Raw genomic sequence first — 15,512 nt, forward strand, 5'->3', positions numbered from 1 at the left:
CGTGCATAAAATAGTTGAGCGGCATAGCAAAAGAACCCCGTCTTTCGTAGAAATACTCGGGACGAATTCACGTGGATTCGTACTGTAACCAGCGGGACATATCAGACGGGCGGCGAGTCTTGCGCAATGGCTGACGGGGCATCGGCTTGGACGAGCGAGGCATTGAGCTTTGCTCATCACCCGCTTCACTTGGGATGACGCAACGGATCAATCAGGAAGTGAAAAATGTTCACTAGTCGCGAGCGAGGCAGAGAACAGTGCCATCACTGAGGTCCACCAGGAAGATCCGTTGAATGCGTTGGGCAGACACTGACCTGACGTCTCTCCAGATTTAAGTAGCGCGACGATTTAGCGTCCAATCACGTAGTCAGGAGATTGGACATGAAGAAGGGATTCACCGACGAACAAATCATTGGCTTCCTGCGCGAAGCCGATGCCGGGATGGCGATCAAGGCGCTGTGCCGTCAGCACGGCTTTTCCGAGGCGAGCTACTCCCTGTGGCGAAGCAAGTTTGGCGGCATGAGCGTGCCCGATGCGAAGCACCTGAAGGAGTTAGAGGCAGAGAACGCTCGACTGAAGAAGCTGCTGGCTGAATCGCTGCTGGAGAACGAGGTGACGCGCGAGGCAATGCGAAAAAAGTGGTGAGCGCACCGTCACGCCGGGAGGTGATGCGCCATATGCCCCATCGTGGCTTGAGCGAGTGCCGAGCCGACCGCCGAGGGCGAATCAAGTTTGGTTGATGGATTTCGTGTTCGACCGAACAGCGGAAGGTCGTGTGATCAAGAACCTGACGGTGGTCGATGATGCGGCGCATGAAGCGGTGGCCATCGTGCCGGAGCGGGCGATTGGCGGACTAGCGCTGACGCGCATTCTGGATCGCGTGGCGTTGCATCGCGGTTTTCCGCAAGCGATTCGAACCGATAACGGCAGGGAATTTTGCGGTCGTGCGATGCTGAGCTGGGCACACGAGCGGAGCGTGGAGCTGTTTCTAATCGAGCCGGGCAAGCCGAACCAGAACGCTTACATTGAATCGTTTAATGGGCGCTTTCGTGATGAATGCCTGAACGAGCACTGGTTCACCAGCCTGCATCATGCGAAGGTGGTAATCGAGGCATGGCGACGGGAAGGCAACGAGGAGAGGCCGAAGAAATCACTGGACGGATTAACGCCGGCGACCTACGCCCGGAAGCTAGCGGAAAAGCGATTGCATTACCCCTCCCCCCCGGACTCTAAAGCCTAGTGCTACTGAAGACGGGGGGACGTCGGCCGACTGGATTCAGTTCTACAACCACAGACGGCCACATCAGGCACTGAGGATGAAAACCCCGGTCGAGGCATTCGCTTTAGCTGCTTAACCTGTGCAGGTTTTGCTAGGGCGATACATACCAACACTTCGTTTTTGGTACCAACAAATAATACCAGCAAGATTTTCAGCGGTCGTCGGACGGTCTCGGACGCAAAAAAACAAAAAACCCCGAGAAATCGTTGATTTCTCGGGGTTTTTTGAAGTTTATCGGACTTCGATGAACTTGAATATGGTGCCGGCTGCAGGACTCGAACCCGCCACCTGATGATTACAAATCAACTGCTCTACCAGATGAGCTAAGCCGGCGAAGTCGTGTATTGTAACCGATTCACTGGTCACTGCGACTACCTGTCAGTGCAAAATCGTTCGCTTTTGTATCCGCCAACGCAATGCCCAAAAAAGCATCACACCGGCAACCCGACATCGCGAATTACTTCACCACTTTCAGGTGGGCGCGTCCGGCGTTGCCGCCAGCAGCACCATTGCCACCGGGGCGCGTAGGATCTGGATCGTCTTCCACCGACTCCTGCGCCGGAGGCACGGCTTCCAGCTCAGGACCTTCGTCCGCGCTCGCCTGCTTGTCGACCGGGAATGCCATCCCCTGGCCGTTCTCACGAGCGTAAATCGCCAGCACGTTCGGCACCTGCACTTCCACCTTCTGTGAGATACCGCCGAAGCGAGCGCTGAATTCGATCCAGTCGTTACCCATCTGCAAGCCGCTCGTGGCATCGAAGCTGATGTTCAGCACGATCTCGCCATCTTTCACAAACTCGCGCGGCACCCGCGTTTTGGCATCGACATGCACGGCCAGATACGGCGTGTAACCATTGTCGGTACACCACTCGTACAGCGCGCGCAGTAAATAAGGCTTGGTAGACGTTTCAGGCATATGACCAACGTATCCCGCCGCGAAACCCGCCGCCCCAATCGACAGACAGGCCTCGCCAACGGGCAAATCAACGCATTAGCGACGCATGACCTTTTCAGACGGCGTCAGTGCTTCAATGTACGCCGGACGGCTGAAAATCCGCTCGGCATACTTCATCAACGGCGCAGCATTCTTCGACAACTCGATACCGTAGTGATCGAGACGCCACAGCAACGGCGCAATCGCCACGTCGAGCATCGAAAACTCCTCGCCCAACATGTACTTGTTCTTCACGAAAATCGGCGCCAGCTGCGTCAGACGATCGCGAATCGATTGACGTGCCTTCTCATGATTCTTCTCCGCCGCCTTGCCCTTCTCGTTCTCGAGCGCGCTCACATGCACGAACAGCTCTTTCTCGAAGTTGAACAGGAACAGACGCGCACGCGCACGCTGTACCGGATCGGCCGGCATCAACTGCGGATGCGGGAAACGTTCGTCAATGTACTCATTGATGATGTTCGATTCGTACAGAATCAGGTCGCGCTCGACAAGGATCGGCACCTGACCGTACGGGTTCATCACCGCAATGTCTTCCGGCTTGTTGAACAGATCGACGTCACGGATTTCGAAATCCATGCCCTTTTCGAACAAAACCAGCCGGCAACGCTGGGAGAAGGGGCACGTCGTGCCCGAGTACAAAACCATCATAGCGCGTCTTCCTTAAAAACCAACGGGGCCGGGGCGGGAAACCGACGCTTCCCAAACCCTGGCCCCGTCGTACAGACGTTATTTTACTTCACGTCCTTCCAATAGGCCGAATTCAGGCGCCAGGCAAGTACCGTAAAGAGTCCCAGGAACAACAAAACCCAGACACCCAACTGCCGACGCGTACGTTGCGCCGGCTCCGACATCCAATCCAGATAAGATACCAAATCCGCCATGGCAGAATCAAATTCCACCGGTTTCATCGTCCCTTGCGTGATCTGAACGAACTGCGCCGGGCCATGCTCCGCCCCCTCCACATGCTTCAACCCCCGCTGTCCCTGCATCTGCCAAAACGGATTCGGCATCCCCACATTGGGAAACGCCAGGTTGTTCCAGCCCGTCGGACGGGAATCGTCCCGATAGAAGGTACGCAAGTAGGTGTACAGCCAGTCGGTGCCTCGTGCCCGAGCCTCGACCGACAGGTCGGGGGGCGCCGAACCAAACCACTCCTTGGCGTCTGCCGCGCGCATGGCCACGGTCATCGTCTCGCCGATCTTTTCCGTCGTAAAGAGCAGATTGTTCTTGATCTCCGCCTCCGACAATCCCAGATCCTTGAGACGCGAATACCGCATCGACGTTGCGGAGTGACAGTTCAGGCAGTAGTTCACGAACAGCTTGGCGCCCCGTTGCAGCGATGCCAGATCGTCGATCCGGTTGGGCGCCGTGTCCAGCGCCCCGCCCTCTTCAGCCAAAGCCGGCGCCGCGAAGCCACTCAGAAGCGCCAGGATAAGCAACAGTTTTCTCATCTTGATATCCCTAGTCGTCGTTTGAGTGCGCTCAATGCGCCGCGAAGGTCACGCGCTCCGGCACCGGCTTGAAGACGCCGCGCTTGCTCCACAGCGGCATCAGCCAGAAAAATCCGAAGTAATACAGCGCACCGATCTGCGAGATGGCCGTCTTCACGGGCGTAGGCCCCTGAATCCCCAAATAGCCAAGCACGAAGAAAACGACGACGAGAATCCCCAACAGCACCTTGTGGAATCCGGGACGATAACGGATCGACCTCACCGGGCTATGGTCCAGCCACGGCAGGAAGAACAGCGTAACCACCGCGCCGCCCATCACGACCACACCCCAGAACTTGGCTTCGGTCAGGAACATGAACACCAGCAGCAGCACCACACCGCCAGACGCCGCGACCTTGGTCGTCACCGCCGCTTTACCCTTGATCCACCAGACCGCCGTCACCAGCACCGCAATGCCCATGAGCACGTACTTGAAATCGTCGGTCGTGGCGCGCAGCATCGAATAGAACGGCGTGAAATACCACACCGGCGCGATGTGCGGCGGCGTCTTGAGCGGATCGGACGGGATGAAGTTGTTCGCTTCGAGGAAGTACCCGCCCATCGTCGGCGCGAAGAACACGATGGCCGAGAACACCATCAGGAACACGCCCACGCCCATGATGTCGTGCACTGTGTAATACGGATGGAACGGAATGCCGTCGAGCGGGCGACCGTTTGCGTCTTTCTTGTCCTTGATCTCGATGCCGTCGGGGTTGTTCGATCCGACCTCGTGCAGCGCGATGATGTGCGCGACGATCAGCCCGATGAGCACCAGTGGGATCGCGATCACGTGGAACGCGAAGAAGCGGTTGAGCGTGGCATCAGAGACGACATAGTCGCCGCGAATCCACAGCGACAGGTCCGGACCGATGAACGGGATGGCGGAGAACAGGTTCACGATCACCTGCGCGCCCCAGTACGACATCTGCCCCCACGGCAGCAGATAGCCCATGAACGCCTCGGCCATCAGGCACAGGAAGATCAGACAGCCGAACACCCATACCAGCTCGCGCGGCTTACGGTACGAACCGTACAGCAGCCCCCGGAACATGTGCAGATACACCACGACGAAGAACATCGAGGCGCCCGTCGAGTGCATGTAGCGGATGAGCCAGCCCCACGGGACTTCGCGCATGATGAACTCGACGGACGCGAACGCGAGGTTGGCGTCGGGCTTGTAGTTCATCACCAGAAAAATGCCGGTGAGGATCTGGATCACCAGCACCAGCATGGCCAGGGAGCCGAAGAAGTACCAGAAGTTGAAATTTTTGGGCGCGTAATACTCGGACGCGTGGTCCTTCCAGAGCTGCGTGAGCGGAAACCGGCGATCGATCCAGCCCAGCACGCCCGTCGTGTCGACCTGTTTGTCGGCGGCCATGATTACGCTTCTCCTTTTTCGTCTTTACCGATCACGATCTTGGTGTCGTTCACGAACATGAAACGAGGAACGTCGAGATTCTGCGGCGCCGGCTTGTTCTTGAACACGCGGCCAGACATGTCGTAGGTCGATCCGTGACACGGGCACAGGAAGCCCGGATCCTTGCCCAGCGCGGGCTGAGCGCCCACCTGGTACGGTCCCGACGGAATACAGCCCAGATGCGTACAGACGCCGATGACGACAAGCAGGTCCTTGTGCTCGACACGCGCGCGAAACTCGTTCTTGGCGTACTCGGGCATCGGGAAATTGAACGTCTGCCTGGAATCCGGATCGGCCAGTTCAGGCGTCACTTTGGACAGCGAAGCCAATTCTTCCGGCGTACGGCGCACGATCCAGATGGGAAGTCCGCGCCAGGCCACCGTCATCTTTTCGCCCGGTTTGAGCTCGCTGACGTCGGCTTCGACGGGCGCTCCGCCAGCCTTGGCGCGCTCCGAGGGTTGGAGGGAACTGACGAAAGGAACCAACGTTGCAACGCCGCCCACGCCTCCAGCTACGGACGTTGCAATCAACAGATTCCGGCGGCTACAGTCGACGGCCTTTTCTTGATTGTCACTCATCACAAGCCCCACACGGTTGAATTTGTATTTCCGTCAACCTTAAATCATACGCGAGCGTAAATGCCTGAAACAACGGCAAAACGCCGCAGTCTCCTAGTGGTTTTCGCGTATTTTCAAAGGATTAACGTACCCTGCGGGTGGCTACCGCCCACCCGGGGTTTCGCTTCTGGGATGCTGCACGAGAGTCGCTATGATCGCCGCTTTCGTTGACGCGTGCACGACATTTAGTCATCATTTTCCCTGTCTCGCCCCGGTGACATCGTGCGCGGCCTGTGGCAATCGCGTGACATCGATGGACGTTGATCGACGTTACCGATGCCGTCATCCCGAGACCCGCATGAGATTACCGGTCAATTCAATGCCAATTCGTGATGGCTGGTGCAGCGATGCGCCCCCCGGCCACTCATTAAAAACAGCGGAGGAATGGCATGAGCTTCATGTCGGAATTCAAGGAATTTGCCGTCAAGGGCAATGTGATCGATCTGGCCGTCGGTGTGATCATCGGCGGCGCGTTCGGCAAGATCGTCGATTCGGTCGTCAAGGACCTGATCATGCCGGTCGTCGGCGCCATCTTCGGCGGGCTGGACTTCTCCAGCAAATTCATCCTGCTCGGGTCGATTCCGCCGGACTTCAAGGGCAATCCGACGTCCTATGCCGATCTCACCAAAGCCGGCGTCGCCGTGTTCGGATACGGCAACTTCATCACCGTCGCCCTGAACTTCCTGATTCTGGCGTTCATCATCTTCCTGATGGTCAAGCAGATCAACCGCCTCAAGCGCCCCGCCCCGGAAGCCCCGACCGCGCCGGCGCCGACCCCGGAAGATATCGTTTTGCTGCGCGAAATCCGCGACAGCCTCAAGAAGCAGAACGGGTAAATCGCCGGCATTGCGCGCCTGCCCCGGATCGTCCGGGGCAGGTCGTCAGGCCGGGTTCGGCATGTCGAAGAAGCGATGTTCGAGCCCGAAGCGCTCGGCGAGGTGTTCGCCCACCGCGCTGGCGCCCCCGCGTTCGGTCGCGTGATGCCCCGCCGCCAGGTATCCCACGCCGCTTTCCAGCGCGAGATGTTGCGTCGGTTCAGACACTTCGCCGCTGATGTAGACGTCGGCCCCGGCAGCTATGGCCGCCTCGAAGAAACCTTGCGCGCCGCCGGTACACCACGCCACGCGGCGCACCTCACGGTTCGGATCGCCCAGCATCAGCGGCTTGCGTCCCAATTGCCGTTCGACGTGAGCCGCAAGGGCCGCCAATGTCGTGGGTTGCGCCGGCGCACCCAGCCAACCCAGCTGATCGGGGCCGAAACGGCCACCATCGTCGGCAAACCCCAGCAACTTGCCGAGTTGCGCGTTGTTACCCAGTTCGGGGTGGGCGTCGAGCGGCAGGTGGAAGGCGAACAGATTGATGTCGTTGCCGATCAGCAGGCCGAGACGCTTACGCTTCATCCCGGTAATGCGGGCATCTTCGTTCTTCCAGAAGTAACCATGGTGGACGAGGACGGCATCGGCGCCCCAGTCGCACGCGGCCTCGAGAAACGCCTGGCTGGCGGTCACGCCGGTGGCGATCTTTTGGACCCGGTCGCGCCCCTCGACCTGTAGGCCGTTGGGGCAGTAATCGCGAAATTGCGCGATTTGCAGGGTATCGTTCAGATACAATTCCAGTTCAACACGATTCATATAAGGCCTCGCTCTTTCATGCTCAGACGCTTCTGGCTACTGTTCGCGCAAGCGGTCACCGTGCTGCTTGCGTTGCTCTTCATCATCGCCACGCTCAAGCCGCAGTGGCTGCAACGCCAGGGTTCGTTCGGCAAGCAACTGGCCAATCCGATCATCGCTTTGCAGGAAGTCGCACCGAGCCTGTCCGACAAACCGGCCACCGGCTCGTACGCGGATGGCGCGCAAAAGGCCATGCCTGCGGTCGTCAGCATTTTTTCCAGCAAGGAACAAAAGCAGAATCGCGATCCGCGCCTCGATGATCCGCTGTTCCGCTATTTCTTCGGCGACGGCGGCGGCACGGTGCGTCAGGACCCGGTGTCGAGTCTCGGCTCCGGCGTGATCGTGAGCAGTGAGGGCTATATTCTCACGAATCACCACGTGGTGGACGGCGCCGACGAGATCGAAGTCGCCCTCGCGGACGGTCGCAAGGCCCGCGCCAAGCTGGTCGGCAGCGATCCCGAGACCGATCTGGCCGTGCTCAAGATCACGCTCGACAATCTGCCCGCCATCACCCTCGGCCGCATGGATCAGGTGCGCGTGGGCGATGTGGTGCTCGCCATCGGCAACCCCTTCGGCGTCGGCCAGACGGTCACGATGGGCATCATCAGCGCGCTGGGCCGCAACCACCTCGATATCAGCACCTTCGAGAACTTCATTCAGACGGATGCCGCCATCAACCCCGGCAATTCGGGCGGCGCACTGGTCGACGTGAACGGCAATCTGCTGGGCATCAATACGGCGATTTACTCGCGTAGCGGCGGCAATATGGGCATCGGCTTCGCGATTCCCGTGTCGACGGCCCGCTCGGTGCTCGAAAGCATCATCACGACGGGCGGCGTCACGCGCGGCTGGGTCGGGGTCGAACCGCAGGACATCACGTCCGATATCGCCGAATCGTTCGGACTTCAGCAGGACTCGGGCGTCATCATTGCGGGCGTCGTGCAGGGCGGTCCGGCCGACAAAGCCGGCGTTCAGCCGGGCGATATCCTGACGAAGGTAAACGACGAATCGATTCGCGACACGACCGAGTTGCTCAACGTCATCGCCCAGATCAAGCCGGGCACGCAGGCCAAGCTGCATGTCACGCGCAAGACGAAGGAACTGGATCTGGCGGTGACGATCGGCAAGCGCCCGCCCCCGCCCAAGCGGGCGGCCCAGGACGACGACGACGGCAGCGAAGAGAACAACGCCGACTGATCGAAGCGGCGGGCAATAAAAAAGCACGAGACGCTACCCGTGCTTTTTTTGCTTCGGCGCGAGATGGCAAAGCATTCTGCTATCCCGCCCCCGGATTACGACGTGGCTTCCCCATTGCCTTCGCTATCGCTCTTCTCCCCACTTTGCGGTTGCTGGCCTTGCTTGACGAACAGACGCGCGGCAATCAGCCCGAGTTCGTAGAGAATGCACAGCGGCACGGCGAGCAACAGTTGCGAGAGGATGTCCGGCGGCGTCACGACCGCCGCGAGCACGAAAGCCCCCACCACCACATACGGACGAATCTGCTTGAGCTTCTCGATGCTCACCACGCCCATGCGCGCGAGCACCACGACGACGACCGGCACTTCGAAAGTCACGCCGAACGCCATGAACATCGTGAGAACGAAACTCAGGTAATTGTCGATATCGGTGTTCATCTCCGCGCCCAATGGCTGGTTGTAATGCGCGATGAAGTGGAACACCGTCGGGAAGACGAGGAAGTAAGCGAACGCCATGCCGATCAGAAACAGCGTGTAGCTGCTCACGACCAGCGGCATGACCAGTTTCTTCTCGTGCTGATACAGCCCCGGCGCAATAAACGCCCAGATCTGATACAGCACGATCGGCAGCGCGATCACGAACGCAACCATCAACGTGACTTTCATCGGCACGAAGAACGAACCGGTGATGTCCGTGACGATCAGCTTGCCGTCGGCCGGCAGCGACTGCGTGAGCGGCCGGGCGAGCAAACGGAAGATGTCGGGCGCCCAATAAACCAGCGAAAGGAACACGACGATCACTGCGGTGCCCGCACGAATGATGCGGTTGCGCAGCTCGATCAGGTGCGAGATGAAGGTCTCTTCGGCACCCCCTTCGGGGATTTGTTTCTCGTCGCTCACGTCGACTTATCCAGGAATGAAGCCGGCACAGTGCCAGATAGCGGGAAGTTCGGGCGGTTGATCTCGGGAGGGTCTTGACCGATCTCCACAGGTCTCGAAAGGCCTCGGAATCCCTCAGAAGAACTTGACGGGTCGACGCAGCTTGGCCGGCGTATGACGCGCCACGCGCGCCGCCCCCGACTGCACCCGTGTTCGGGTCGTGCTGGCTTGCTTGAACCAGATGGGCGTGGCGGCCCGCCGCACGCGCCAGTTGCGACGCCGGGTCGACGCCCGAATACTCGACGTCACCACCGGCTCGGCGAGATAGCCATCGGAATATCCGGTCGCTGCATCGGTCCCACCGCCAGCGATTTCGCCCGACGACGTGCCGGTCGCACTCGCCCAGGCGTCGTTGAGCGACTCCTCCTGCTCATGCAACTGCTTCTGAACGGTGTTCTGAGCGCTGCGGGCCGCGTCCTCGAACTGGGTGCGCATGTTGCGCAACTCGTCGAGCTCCATCTCGCGGCTCACTTCGGCCTTCACGTCGTTGATATAGCGCTGCGCACGCCCGAAGAGCGCACCCGCCGTGCGGGCAACCTTGGGCAGACGCTCAGGACCGATCACGACCAGCGCGACCACGCCGATCAACATGAGTTTGGAAAGACCGAGATCGATCATGTCGACGCCGGCTTAGCCTTGCTTGTGATTGCTCGCGTCCTTGGCCTGCACGTCGATGGTGGTCGAATCGCGCAGTTCCTTGGCAGCCGCCGGGTCTTCCTTGGCACCGGGGGCGCCTTCGCCTTCCTTCATGCCGTCCTTGAAGCCCTTGACCGCGCCACCGAGGTCGCTGCCGATATTACGCAGCTTCTTGGTGCCGAACACCATCATCACGATCACCAGCACGATCAGCCAGTGCCAAATACTCAACGAACCCATGACCACTCTCCTTGCGTTTGCTTACCCCTGCCGCTTCGCGACGAGGTTTTGTCGAGCCCGACTGCCCGCGACCCCGTGGTCTGCTGCGCAGCGCGCTGTGTTTGCCCCGTGTTTCGCGACCACGTGCCCCATTGTGGCACATTGCACGTCACGTCCAGCATCGTAACCGCGCACGGCGCCGGGTAGAAATAAATGTTTCGTGAAACCTTTCCCGATGCGTGAGCGTTGCACGTTCTGGCCATATAACGCGGCAAGACGTCACGTTATTCCCGGAAAACTCGCTGTTTACATGCGCTTCCACGGCCGCGGTCCGGCCAGAATGTGCATGTGAAGATGATAAACCTCCTGGCCGCCGCCCGGCCCGGTGTTCATCACGACGCGAAAACCGTTGCCCTCGATGTTCGTCGCATCGCCGTCGAAGCGATAGCCCTGTTCGGCGGCCAGCTTCGGCGCGAGCAGCATCATCTTGCCCAGCAGCGCCTGATCTTCCGGCTGGCAATCCTGCAACGTGGCGATGTGCTTGCGCGGCACCATCAGCAGATGCAGATCCGCGGCCGGATTGATGTCCTTGAATACCACGACGTCGTCGTCGGCATAGACTTGTGCGCTCGGGATCTGCCCGGCGACGATTTTGCAGAAGATACAGTTTTCGTGCGTCATGCGTGTGTCTTCCTCTTGAGCTTCCTTGCTTTGCGTGGGATCGCGGCGCTCAGGCCCGCGTCGCGTACATGGGTTTGTTGTCGTTCAGGTAGAGCCAGCCCTTGACGATTCGATACAGCGTCCAGATGCCCAGCACCCAGAGAATCGCAAAGCCGACCAGCACCACGGCAAGCGCCAGACCGAGCACCGCCCATGCCACCGACCACCAGAAGGTCCGGATCTGCCACGTGAAGTGCGAAGCGTAGAGCGTGCCGACGGCGTCGTCGCGCTTGATGTAATTGATGATGATGGCCACGATGGCCGTAACACCGCCCGTGAGCCAGAACAACGCATAAAGCGCGTAAAGCACGTGCGTGAGCTTGCGCATCGCGCGCTCCTGCTCCTCGGTCGGGGCAGTCACGATATTGGGCGCGTTCACGGTATAGGGATGGTCCGGGCTGCCGGGGGAGCCGGACGAGCCGGGGCTATGCGGATCGTTCATGAAGCGCCTCCTCTTGAAAGCCTGCCCGCCCCGACGCGGCGATACGGTCGAAGGCGGCAGTGACGGACGGATGAAGCCGGCTCGTCGACAAACAACGCGGCATCAGTCCGCGTGCTCGCCGCGCGTGCCGCGTTGCGCCTTCTCGACGAGCCCCGACAGTCCTTCGCGGCGCGCCAGTTCGGCGAGCACTTCGTTCGGGCTCAGGTCATGATGGGCGAGCAACACCATGCAGTGGAACCATAGATCGGCGGTCTCGTTGACCAGCTTCCGGCGCAGATCGTCGGCACCGCCGATACGAATGTCCTTGGCGGCAAGCACGACTTCCGTCGCTTCTTCGCCGATCTTCTTGCAAATGGCGTCGTCGCCCTTGTGGAACAGACGGGCCACGTACGACTTGTCGGGATCGCCGCCCTTACGCGAGGCGATCACTTCGGCAACACGTTCGAGCGTATCGTTCATGGTGCTCACTTGTCGTAAATCTTGCTCGGGTCCTTGAGCACCGGTTCGACGGTAGTCCACTGCCCCGTCTCGGCGTTGCCCTCGAACTTCTGGAAGAAGCAGGAGTGACGGCCGGTATGGCACGCGATCCCGTCGTTCTGCGTGACCTTGAGCAGCACCACGTCTTCATCGCAATCGAGACGGATCTCGTGCACCTTCTGCACGTGGCCCGATTCCTCGCCCTTGTGCCACAGACGCTTGCGCGAGCGCGAGTAATAGACGGCCTCGCCGATTTGCACCGTGCGCGCGAGCGCTTCACGGTTCATCCAGGCGAACATCAGCACGTCGTTGCTGCCGACTTCCTGCGCGATCACGGGCACGAGGCCCTGCGCGTCCCAACTAACCTTGTCCAGCCAATTCTGAGTCATGATGCGTCGATTTCCGTTCAGAGGCGTACCGAAATGCCTTTATCGGCCATGAAGCGCTTCGCTTCGCCGACCGTGTGCTCGCCATAGTGAAAGATGCTCGCGGCGAGCACCGCGTCCGCATGGCCTTGCGTCACGCCGTTGGCCAGATCGGCCAGCGATCCCACGCCGCCCGAGGCGATCACGGGAATGCTCACGGCGTCCGACACTGCGCGGGTGAGCGCCAGATCGAAACCGCTCTTGGTGCCGTCGCGATCCATGCTCGTGAGCAGGATTTCGCCGGCGCCCAGCGCTTCGATCTGCTTTGCCCACGCCACGGCGTCCAGGCCGGTGTTCTTGCGCCCGCCATGCGTGAAGACTTCCCAGCGCGGCGCTTCGCCGTCGGCCGAGACACGCTTGGCGTCGATCGCCACGACGATGCACTGCGAGCCGTACTTGGCTGCCGCGTCGGCCACCAGTTGCGGGTTCGCTACGGCCGACGAGTTCATGCTGACCTTGTCGGCGCCGGCATTGAGCAGACGTCGCACGTCCGCGACTTCACGCACGCCGCCGCCCACCGTCAGCGGGATGAAGACCTGCGCGGCCACCGCTTCGATGATCGGCAGAATGAGATCGCGCCCGTCGGAGGTCGCGGTGATGTCGAGGAACGTCAGTTCGTCGGCGCCCTGCTCGTCATAGCGGCGGGCGATCTCGACGGGGTCGCCCGCGTCGCGAAGTTCGACGAAATTGACGCCCTTGACCACGCGGCCGGCCGTCACGTCCAGACACGGGATGATGCGTTTAGCGAGAGCCATGATATTGGCGAGCGAGACGGGGTCAGCCGTCGTCCCGCTTATGCCGCTCCTTCGGAAAGCTCGTCGGCACGCGTTTGCGCCGCCGAGAAATTCAGATCGCCCGAGTAGATGGCGCGGCCGCAGATGACGCCTTGGACGCCTTCCCCCTCGACCTTGCACAGGGCATCGATATCTTCCAGGTTCGACAGACCGCCGCTGGCGATCACCGGCACGGTCACGGCCTGCGCCAGGCGCACGGTCGCGTCGATGTTGATGCCCTGGAGCATGCCGTCGCGGCCGATATCGGTGTAGATGATCGACTCGACGCCGTAATCCTCGAACTTGCGCGCCAGATCCACGACTTCATGGCCGGTGAGCTTGCTCCAGCCGTCGGTGGCGACTTTGCCGTCCTTGGCGTCGAGGCCGACGATGATATGCCCGCCGAACGCGCTGCATGCATCGCGCAGGAAGCCGGGATTCTTCACCGCCGCCGTGCCGATGATGACGTACGACAACCCGTCGTCGAGATAGCGTTCGATGGTCCCCAGGTCACGAATGCCGCCGCCAAGCTGCACAGGAATGTCAGCGCCCACTTCCTGAATGATGGCGCGGATGGCCGCTTCGTTACGCGGCTTGCCGGCAAATGCGCCGTTCAAGTCCACCAGATGGAGACGGCGCGCGCCCTGATCGACCCAATGTCGGGCCATGGCGGCGGGGTCCTCCGAGAATACGGTGGCTTGATCCATGTCGCCTTGTTTGAGGCGAACACATTGACCGTCTTTAAGGTCGATGGCCGGGATGAGCAGCATAGGCAATCGTGAAACGTCGCTAGTGGGAAGTAAAAGGGATTCGCGAGGTACGCGGACAACACAAAACCGACCCCGGTCTTGCCGGACTCCGGCGCGTCGGGATCGGATTTATCAACATGACACAGTATAAGCCGTGATGGAGAGCAAGCTCTGGGAGGAAACCGCGAGCCGCCGCACCGCACGGGTATTCATCAGGGCTTCCACTGCGCAAAATTGCGATAAAGCGCAAGGCCGGCCTGGGCGCTCTTTTCCGGGTGAAACTGGGTGGCGAAGATATTATCTTGGGCCACAGCACAGGTAAAGGGCACTCCATAGACCGTTTCGCCGGCCGTCAGTTCGGGCCTGGCGGGCACCACGTAGTAGCTGTGCACGAAGTAAAAATAGCTGTCGTCGGGCACGCCGGCCCAGATCGGGTGATTGCCCTGCGTCTGACGCACGCGGTTCCAGCCCATTTGCGGCACTTTGAAGCGCGAACCGTCGTCCTGCACCTGACCTTCGAGATCGAAGCGCACCACGCGCCCCGGCAGCAGGCCGAGCGCGGGCGTGTTGCCCTCGTCCGACATATCGAACAGCATCTGCTCGCCCACGCACACGCCGAACATCGGCTTGGTGGCGGCGGCCTCGACGACCGCTTCGCGCAGCCCCGACTCGTTCAGGCAGCCCATGCAGTCGCGCATCGCGCCCTGCCCCGGCAGCACCACGCGGTCGGCGGCGCGAATCTCGGCGGCGTCGCTGCTGATGCTCACGTCGGCCTCGGGGGCTGCGGCCCGCAGCGCCTGATAGACCGAGCGCAGGTTGCCCATTCCGTAGTCGACAATCGCAATCTTATTCATCTCAAACCCGGCAGCAGTATTTTCAAACCATCGATAATGAATTCCACGGCCAGCGCCGAGAGGATCAACCCCATCAGACGCGTGCCGATGTTGATGCCCGTGCGCCCCAGCCAGCCTTCGATCCGGCCTGCGCTGCGCAGCGCCATCCAGCACACCGCCCCGACCCCCACGCCGATCGCCATGAGCGACAGAATCTGAGCCCAGCCGTGCGCGCGTCCCGAGTAGATGATCACGGTGCTGATCGTGCCCGGCCCGGTCAGCAGCGGAATCGCGAGCGGCACCACGGCGATGTTCGGCCGCTCCTCCGCTTCGTGACGCTCTTCAGCCGTCGCCCGCGTGTTGCCCGTCTGCGCGTTGATCATGTTCACTGCCATGAGCAGCATGATCACTCCGCCGCCGACTTCCAGCGACGCGATCGAGATACCGAAGAAGCGGATGATCGCCTCGCCGAACAGCCCGGAGCCCGCCACCACCAGCGCCACGGCAATCGCCGCGACGTTGATCGTATGGCGCTTCTCAGCACGCGTCTGCGTGGACGTCAGGCTGATGAACAGCGGGATCGCCCCGAGCGGGTTGATCAGTGCCAGCAGCGAGATGAAGAACTTGAAGGCGTCGAGCGTCATAAGGAACCACCGGACGAGCCGGAGTGCAGGG

At 60.8% G+C, this 15,512-nt stretch carries 20 protein-coding genes, 1 tRNA gene and 1 pseudogene; 4 read left to right on the plus strand and 18 right to left on the minus strand.

The genetic code is table 11. From position 1 onward, the window contains the following. Positions 1 to 381 precede the first annotated feature (381 nt). A pseudogene (locus PAN31108_RS18545) lies at positions 382 to 1,240 on the plus strand (integrase core domain-containing protein). Continuing rightward, complete coding sequence (locus PAN31108_RS27035) at positions 1,209 to 1,355, plus strand: integrase core domain-containing protein (RefSeq protein ID WP_281350115.1); 147 nt, start codon at positions 1,209 to 1,211, stop codon at positions 1,353 to 1,355. The pseudogene PAN31108_RS18545 and the gene PAN31108_RS27035 overlap by 32 nt, the downstream one beginning before the upstream one ends. A gap of 181 nt (positions 1,356 to 1,536) precedes the next feature. Here the strand turns inward: PAN31108_RS27035 and PAN31108_RS18555 are convergent. The 6 genes from PAN31108_RS18555 to petA all read right to left on the minus strand — a co-directional run bounded on the left by PAN31108_RS18555 (position 1,537) and on the right by petA (position 5,719). Next, positions 1,537 to 1,612, minus strand: a tRNA-Thr gene (locus PAN31108_RS18555). 124 nt (positions 1,613 to 1,736) lie between these two features. Further along, a complete protein-coding gene (locus PAN31108_RS18560; RefSeq protein ID WP_150670296.1) occupies positions 1,737 to 2,195 on the minus strand; it encodes a ClpXP protease specificity-enhancing factor in 459 nt (152 codons plus the stop codon). Between the two features lie 75 nt (positions 2,196 to 2,270). Continuing rightward, the gene (locus PAN31108_RS18565) at positions 2,271 to 2,882 is read right to left on the minus strand and encodes a glutathione S-transferase N-terminal domain-containing protein (RefSeq protein WP_069342303.1); all 612 of its coding nucleotides are present in this window, start codon (positions 2,880 to 2,882) and stop codon (positions 2,271 to 2,273) included. Positions 2,883 to 2,965: 83 nt separating this feature from the next. Continuing rightward, entirely contained in the window at positions 2,966 to 3,685 is a 720-nt protein-coding gene (locus tag PAN31108_RS18570) for a cytochrome c1 (protein ID WP_150670297.1), read from the minus strand. 31 nt (positions 3,686 to 3,716) lie between these two features. Further along, on the minus strand, positions 3,717 to 5,102 hold the full coding sequence (locus PAN31108_RS18575) for a cytochrome b (RefSeq protein ID WP_150670298.1): 1,386 nt from the start codon (positions 5,100 to 5,102) through the stop codon (positions 3,717 to 3,719). 2 nt (positions 5,103 to 5,104) lie between these two features. After that, a complete protein-coding gene (gene petA, locus PAN31108_RS18580) occupies positions 5,105 to 5,719 on the minus strand; it encodes a ubiquinol-cytochrome c reductase iron-sulfur subunit (protein WP_150670299.1) in 615 nt (204 codons plus the stop codon). 428 nt (positions 5,720 to 6,147) lie between these two features. Between petA and mscL the strand changes: the two genes are divergently transcribed. After that, a complete protein-coding gene (mscL, locus tag PAN31108_RS18585) occupies positions 6,148 to 6,594 on the plus strand; it encodes a large conductance mechanosensitive channel protein MscL (RefSeq protein WP_150670300.1) in 447 nt (148 codons plus the stop codon). Positions 6,595 to 6,639: 45 nt separating this feature from the next. On the opposite strand, the gene PAN31108_RS18590 is transcribed toward mscL, so the two are convergent. Next, the gene (locus PAN31108_RS18590) at positions 6,640 to 7,389 is read right to left on the minus strand and encodes a Nif3-like dinuclear metal center hexameric protein (RefSeq protein WP_150670301.1); all 750 of its coding nucleotides are present in this window, start codon (positions 7,387 to 7,389) and stop codon (positions 6,640 to 6,642) included. 18 nt (positions 7,390 to 7,407) lie between these two features. Here PAN31108_RS18590 and PAN31108_RS18595 point away from each other — a divergent pair, with 18 nt between their 5' ends. Next, positions 7,408 to 8,625 (plus strand): Do family serine endopeptidase, encoded by a 1,218-nt coding sequence (locus tag PAN31108_RS18595; protein ID WP_150670302.1) that lies wholly within the window; start codon positions 7,408 to 7,410, stop codon positions 8,623 to 8,625. Between the two features lie 95 nt (positions 8,626 to 8,720). Here PAN31108_RS18595 and tatC read toward each other — a convergent pair whose 3' ends face one another. From tatC to PAN31108_RS18650, 11 genes are all read right to left on the minus strand, one after another. Then, on the minus strand, positions 8,721 to 9,524 hold the full coding sequence (gene tatC / locus PAN31108_RS18600; protein WP_150670303.1) for a twin-arginine translocase subunit TatC: 804 nt from the start codon (positions 9,522 to 9,524) through the stop codon (positions 8,721 to 8,723). 114 nt (positions 9,525 to 9,638) lie between these two features. After that, positions 9,639 to 10,181, minus strand: coding sequence for a Sec-independent protein translocase protein TatB (gene tatB / locus PAN31108_RS18605; RefSeq protein ID WP_150670304.1), 543 nt, complete (start codon positions 10,179 to 10,181; stop codon positions 9,639 to 9,641). A 12-nt stretch (positions 10,182 to 10,193) separates the two neighbouring features. Beyond that, positions 10,194 to 10,439 (minus strand): Sec-independent protein translocase subunit TatA, encoded by a 246-nt coding sequence (tatA, locus tag PAN31108_RS18610; protein ID WP_069342312.1) that lies wholly within the window; start codon positions 10,437 to 10,439, stop codon positions 10,194 to 10,196. Positions 10,440 to 10,724: 285 nt separating this feature from the next. Further along, the gene (locus PAN31108_RS18615) at positions 10,725 to 11,099 is read right to left on the minus strand and encodes a histidine triad nucleotide-binding protein (protein ID WP_150670305.1); all 375 of its coding nucleotides are present in this window, start codon (positions 11,097 to 11,099) and stop codon (positions 10,725 to 10,727) included. A gap of 49 nt (positions 11,100 to 11,148) precedes the next feature. Then, a complete protein-coding gene (locus PAN31108_RS18620; protein ID WP_150670386.1) occupies positions 11,149 to 11,466 on the minus strand; it encodes a DUF4870 family protein in 318 nt (105 codons plus the stop codon). 216 nt (positions 11,467 to 11,682) lie between these two features. After that, entirely contained in the window at positions 11,683 to 12,039 is a 357-nt protein-coding gene (locus PAN31108_RS18625; RefSeq protein WP_150670306.1) for a phosphoribosyl-ATP diphosphatase, read from the minus strand. Positions 12,040 to 12,044: 5 nt separating this feature from the next. Then, the gene (gene hisI, locus PAN31108_RS18630) at positions 12,045 to 12,446 is read right to left on the minus strand and encodes a phosphoribosyl-AMP cyclohydrolase (RefSeq protein ID WP_150670307.1); all 402 of its coding nucleotides are present in this window, start codon (positions 12,444 to 12,446) and stop codon (positions 12,045 to 12,047) included. Positions 12,447 to 12,463: 17 nt separating this feature from the next. Continuing rightward, a complete protein-coding gene (gene hisF, locus PAN31108_RS18635) occupies positions 12,464 to 13,237 on the minus strand; it encodes an imidazole glycerol phosphate synthase subunit HisF (RefSeq protein ID WP_150670308.1) in 774 nt (257 codons plus the stop codon). Between the two features lie 38 nt (positions 13,238 to 13,275). Beyond that, positions 13,276 to 14,025, minus strand: coding sequence for a 1-(5-phosphoribosyl)-5-[(5-phosphoribosylamino)methylideneamino]imidazole-4-carboxamide isomerase (gene hisA, locus PAN31108_RS18640; protein ID WP_150670309.1), 750 nt, complete (start codon positions 14,023 to 14,025; stop codon positions 13,276 to 13,278). A gap of 191 nt (positions 14,026 to 14,216) precedes the next feature. Further along, a complete protein-coding gene (gene hisH / locus PAN31108_RS18645) occupies positions 14,217 to 14,858 on the minus strand; it encodes an imidazole glycerol phosphate synthase subunit HisH (RefSeq protein WP_150670310.1) in 642 nt (213 codons plus the stop codon). Further along, positions 14,855 to 15,481, minus strand: a complete 627-nt coding sequence (locus PAN31108_RS18650; RefSeq protein WP_150670311.1) for a MarC family protein — start codon at positions 15,479 to 15,481, stop codon at positions 14,855 to 14,857. Before PAN31108_RS18650 ends, hisH begins: the two co-directional genes overlap by 4 nt. Between the last annotated feature and the right edge of the window lie 31 nt (positions 15,482 to 15,512).

The organism is Pandoraea anhela (genome assembly GCF_902459655.1).
Classification (GTDB): domain Bacteria; phylum Pseudomonadota; class Gammaproteobacteria; order Burkholderiales; family Burkholderiaceae; genus Pandoraea; species Pandoraea anhela.

Coding starts and splice junctions, on each gene's coding strand:
- PAN31108_RS18615 (WP_150670305.1), bottom strand. CDS start 11,099: ATGACGCACGAAAACTGTATCTTCTGCAAAATCGTCGCCGGGCAGATC.
- hisH (WP_150670310.1), bottom strand. CDS start 14,858: ATGAATAAGATTGCGATTGTCGACTACGGAATGGGCAACCTGCGCTCG.
- PAN31108_RS18565 (WP_069342303.1), bottom strand. CDS start 2,882: ATGATGGTTTTGTACTCGGGCACGACGTGCCCCTTCTCCCAGCGTTGC.
- PAN31108_RS18595 (WP_150670302.1), top strand. CDS start 7,408: ATGCTCAGACGCTTCTGGCTACTGTTCGCGCAAGCGGTCACCGTGCTG.
- tatB (WP_150670304.1), bottom strand. CDS start 10,181: ATGATCGATCTCGGTCTTTCCAAACTCATGTTGATCGGCGTGGTCGCG.
- mscL (WP_150670300.1), top strand. CDS start 6,148: ATGAGCTTCATGTCGGAATTCAAGGAATTTGCCGTCAAGGGCAATGTG.
- tatA (WP_069342312.1), bottom strand. CDS start 10,439: ATGGGTTCGTTGAGTATTTGGCACTGGCTGATCGTGCTGGTGATCGTG.
- hisA (WP_150670309.1), bottom strand. CDS start 14,025: ATGCTGCTCATCCCGGCCATCGACCTTAAAGACGGTCAATGTGTTCGC.
- hisF (WP_150670308.1), bottom strand. CDS start 13,237: ATGGCTCTCGCTAAACGCATCATCCCGTGTCTGGACGTGACGGCCGGC.
- hisI (WP_150670307.1), bottom strand. CDS start 12,446: ATGACTCAGAATTGGCTGGACAAGGTTAGTTGGGACGCGCAGGGCCTC.
- PAN31108_RS18625 (WP_150670306.1), bottom strand. CDS start 12,039: ATGAACGATACGCTCGAACGTGTTGCCGAAGTGATCGCCTCGCGTAAG.
- PAN31108_RS18620 (WP_150670386.1), bottom strand. CDS start 11,466: ATGCGCAAGCTCACGCACGTGCTTTACGCGCTTTATGCGTTGTTCTGG.
- PAN31108_RS18650 (WP_150670311.1), bottom strand. CDS start 15,481: ATGACGCTCGACGCCTTCAAGTTCTTCATCTCGCTGCTGGCACTGATC.
- petA (WP_150670299.1), bottom strand. CDS start 5,719: ATGAGTGACAATCAAGAAAAGGCCGTCGACTGTAGCCGCCGGAATCTG.
- PAN31108_RS18575 (WP_150670298.1), bottom strand. CDS start 5,102: ATGGCCGCCGACAAACAGGTCGACACGACGGGCGTGCTGGGCTGGATC.
- PAN31108_RS18570 (WP_150670297.1), bottom strand. CDS start 3,685: ATGAGAAAACTGTTGCTTATCCTGGCGCTTCTGAGTGGCTTCGCGGCG.
- PAN31108_RS18590 (WP_150670301.1), bottom strand. CDS start 7,389: ATGAATCGTGTTGAACTGGAATTGTATCTGAACGATACCCTGCAAATC.
- PAN31108_RS18560 (WP_150670296.1), bottom strand. CDS start 2,195: ATGCCTGAAACGTCTACCAAGCCTTATTTACTGCGCGCGCTGTACGAG.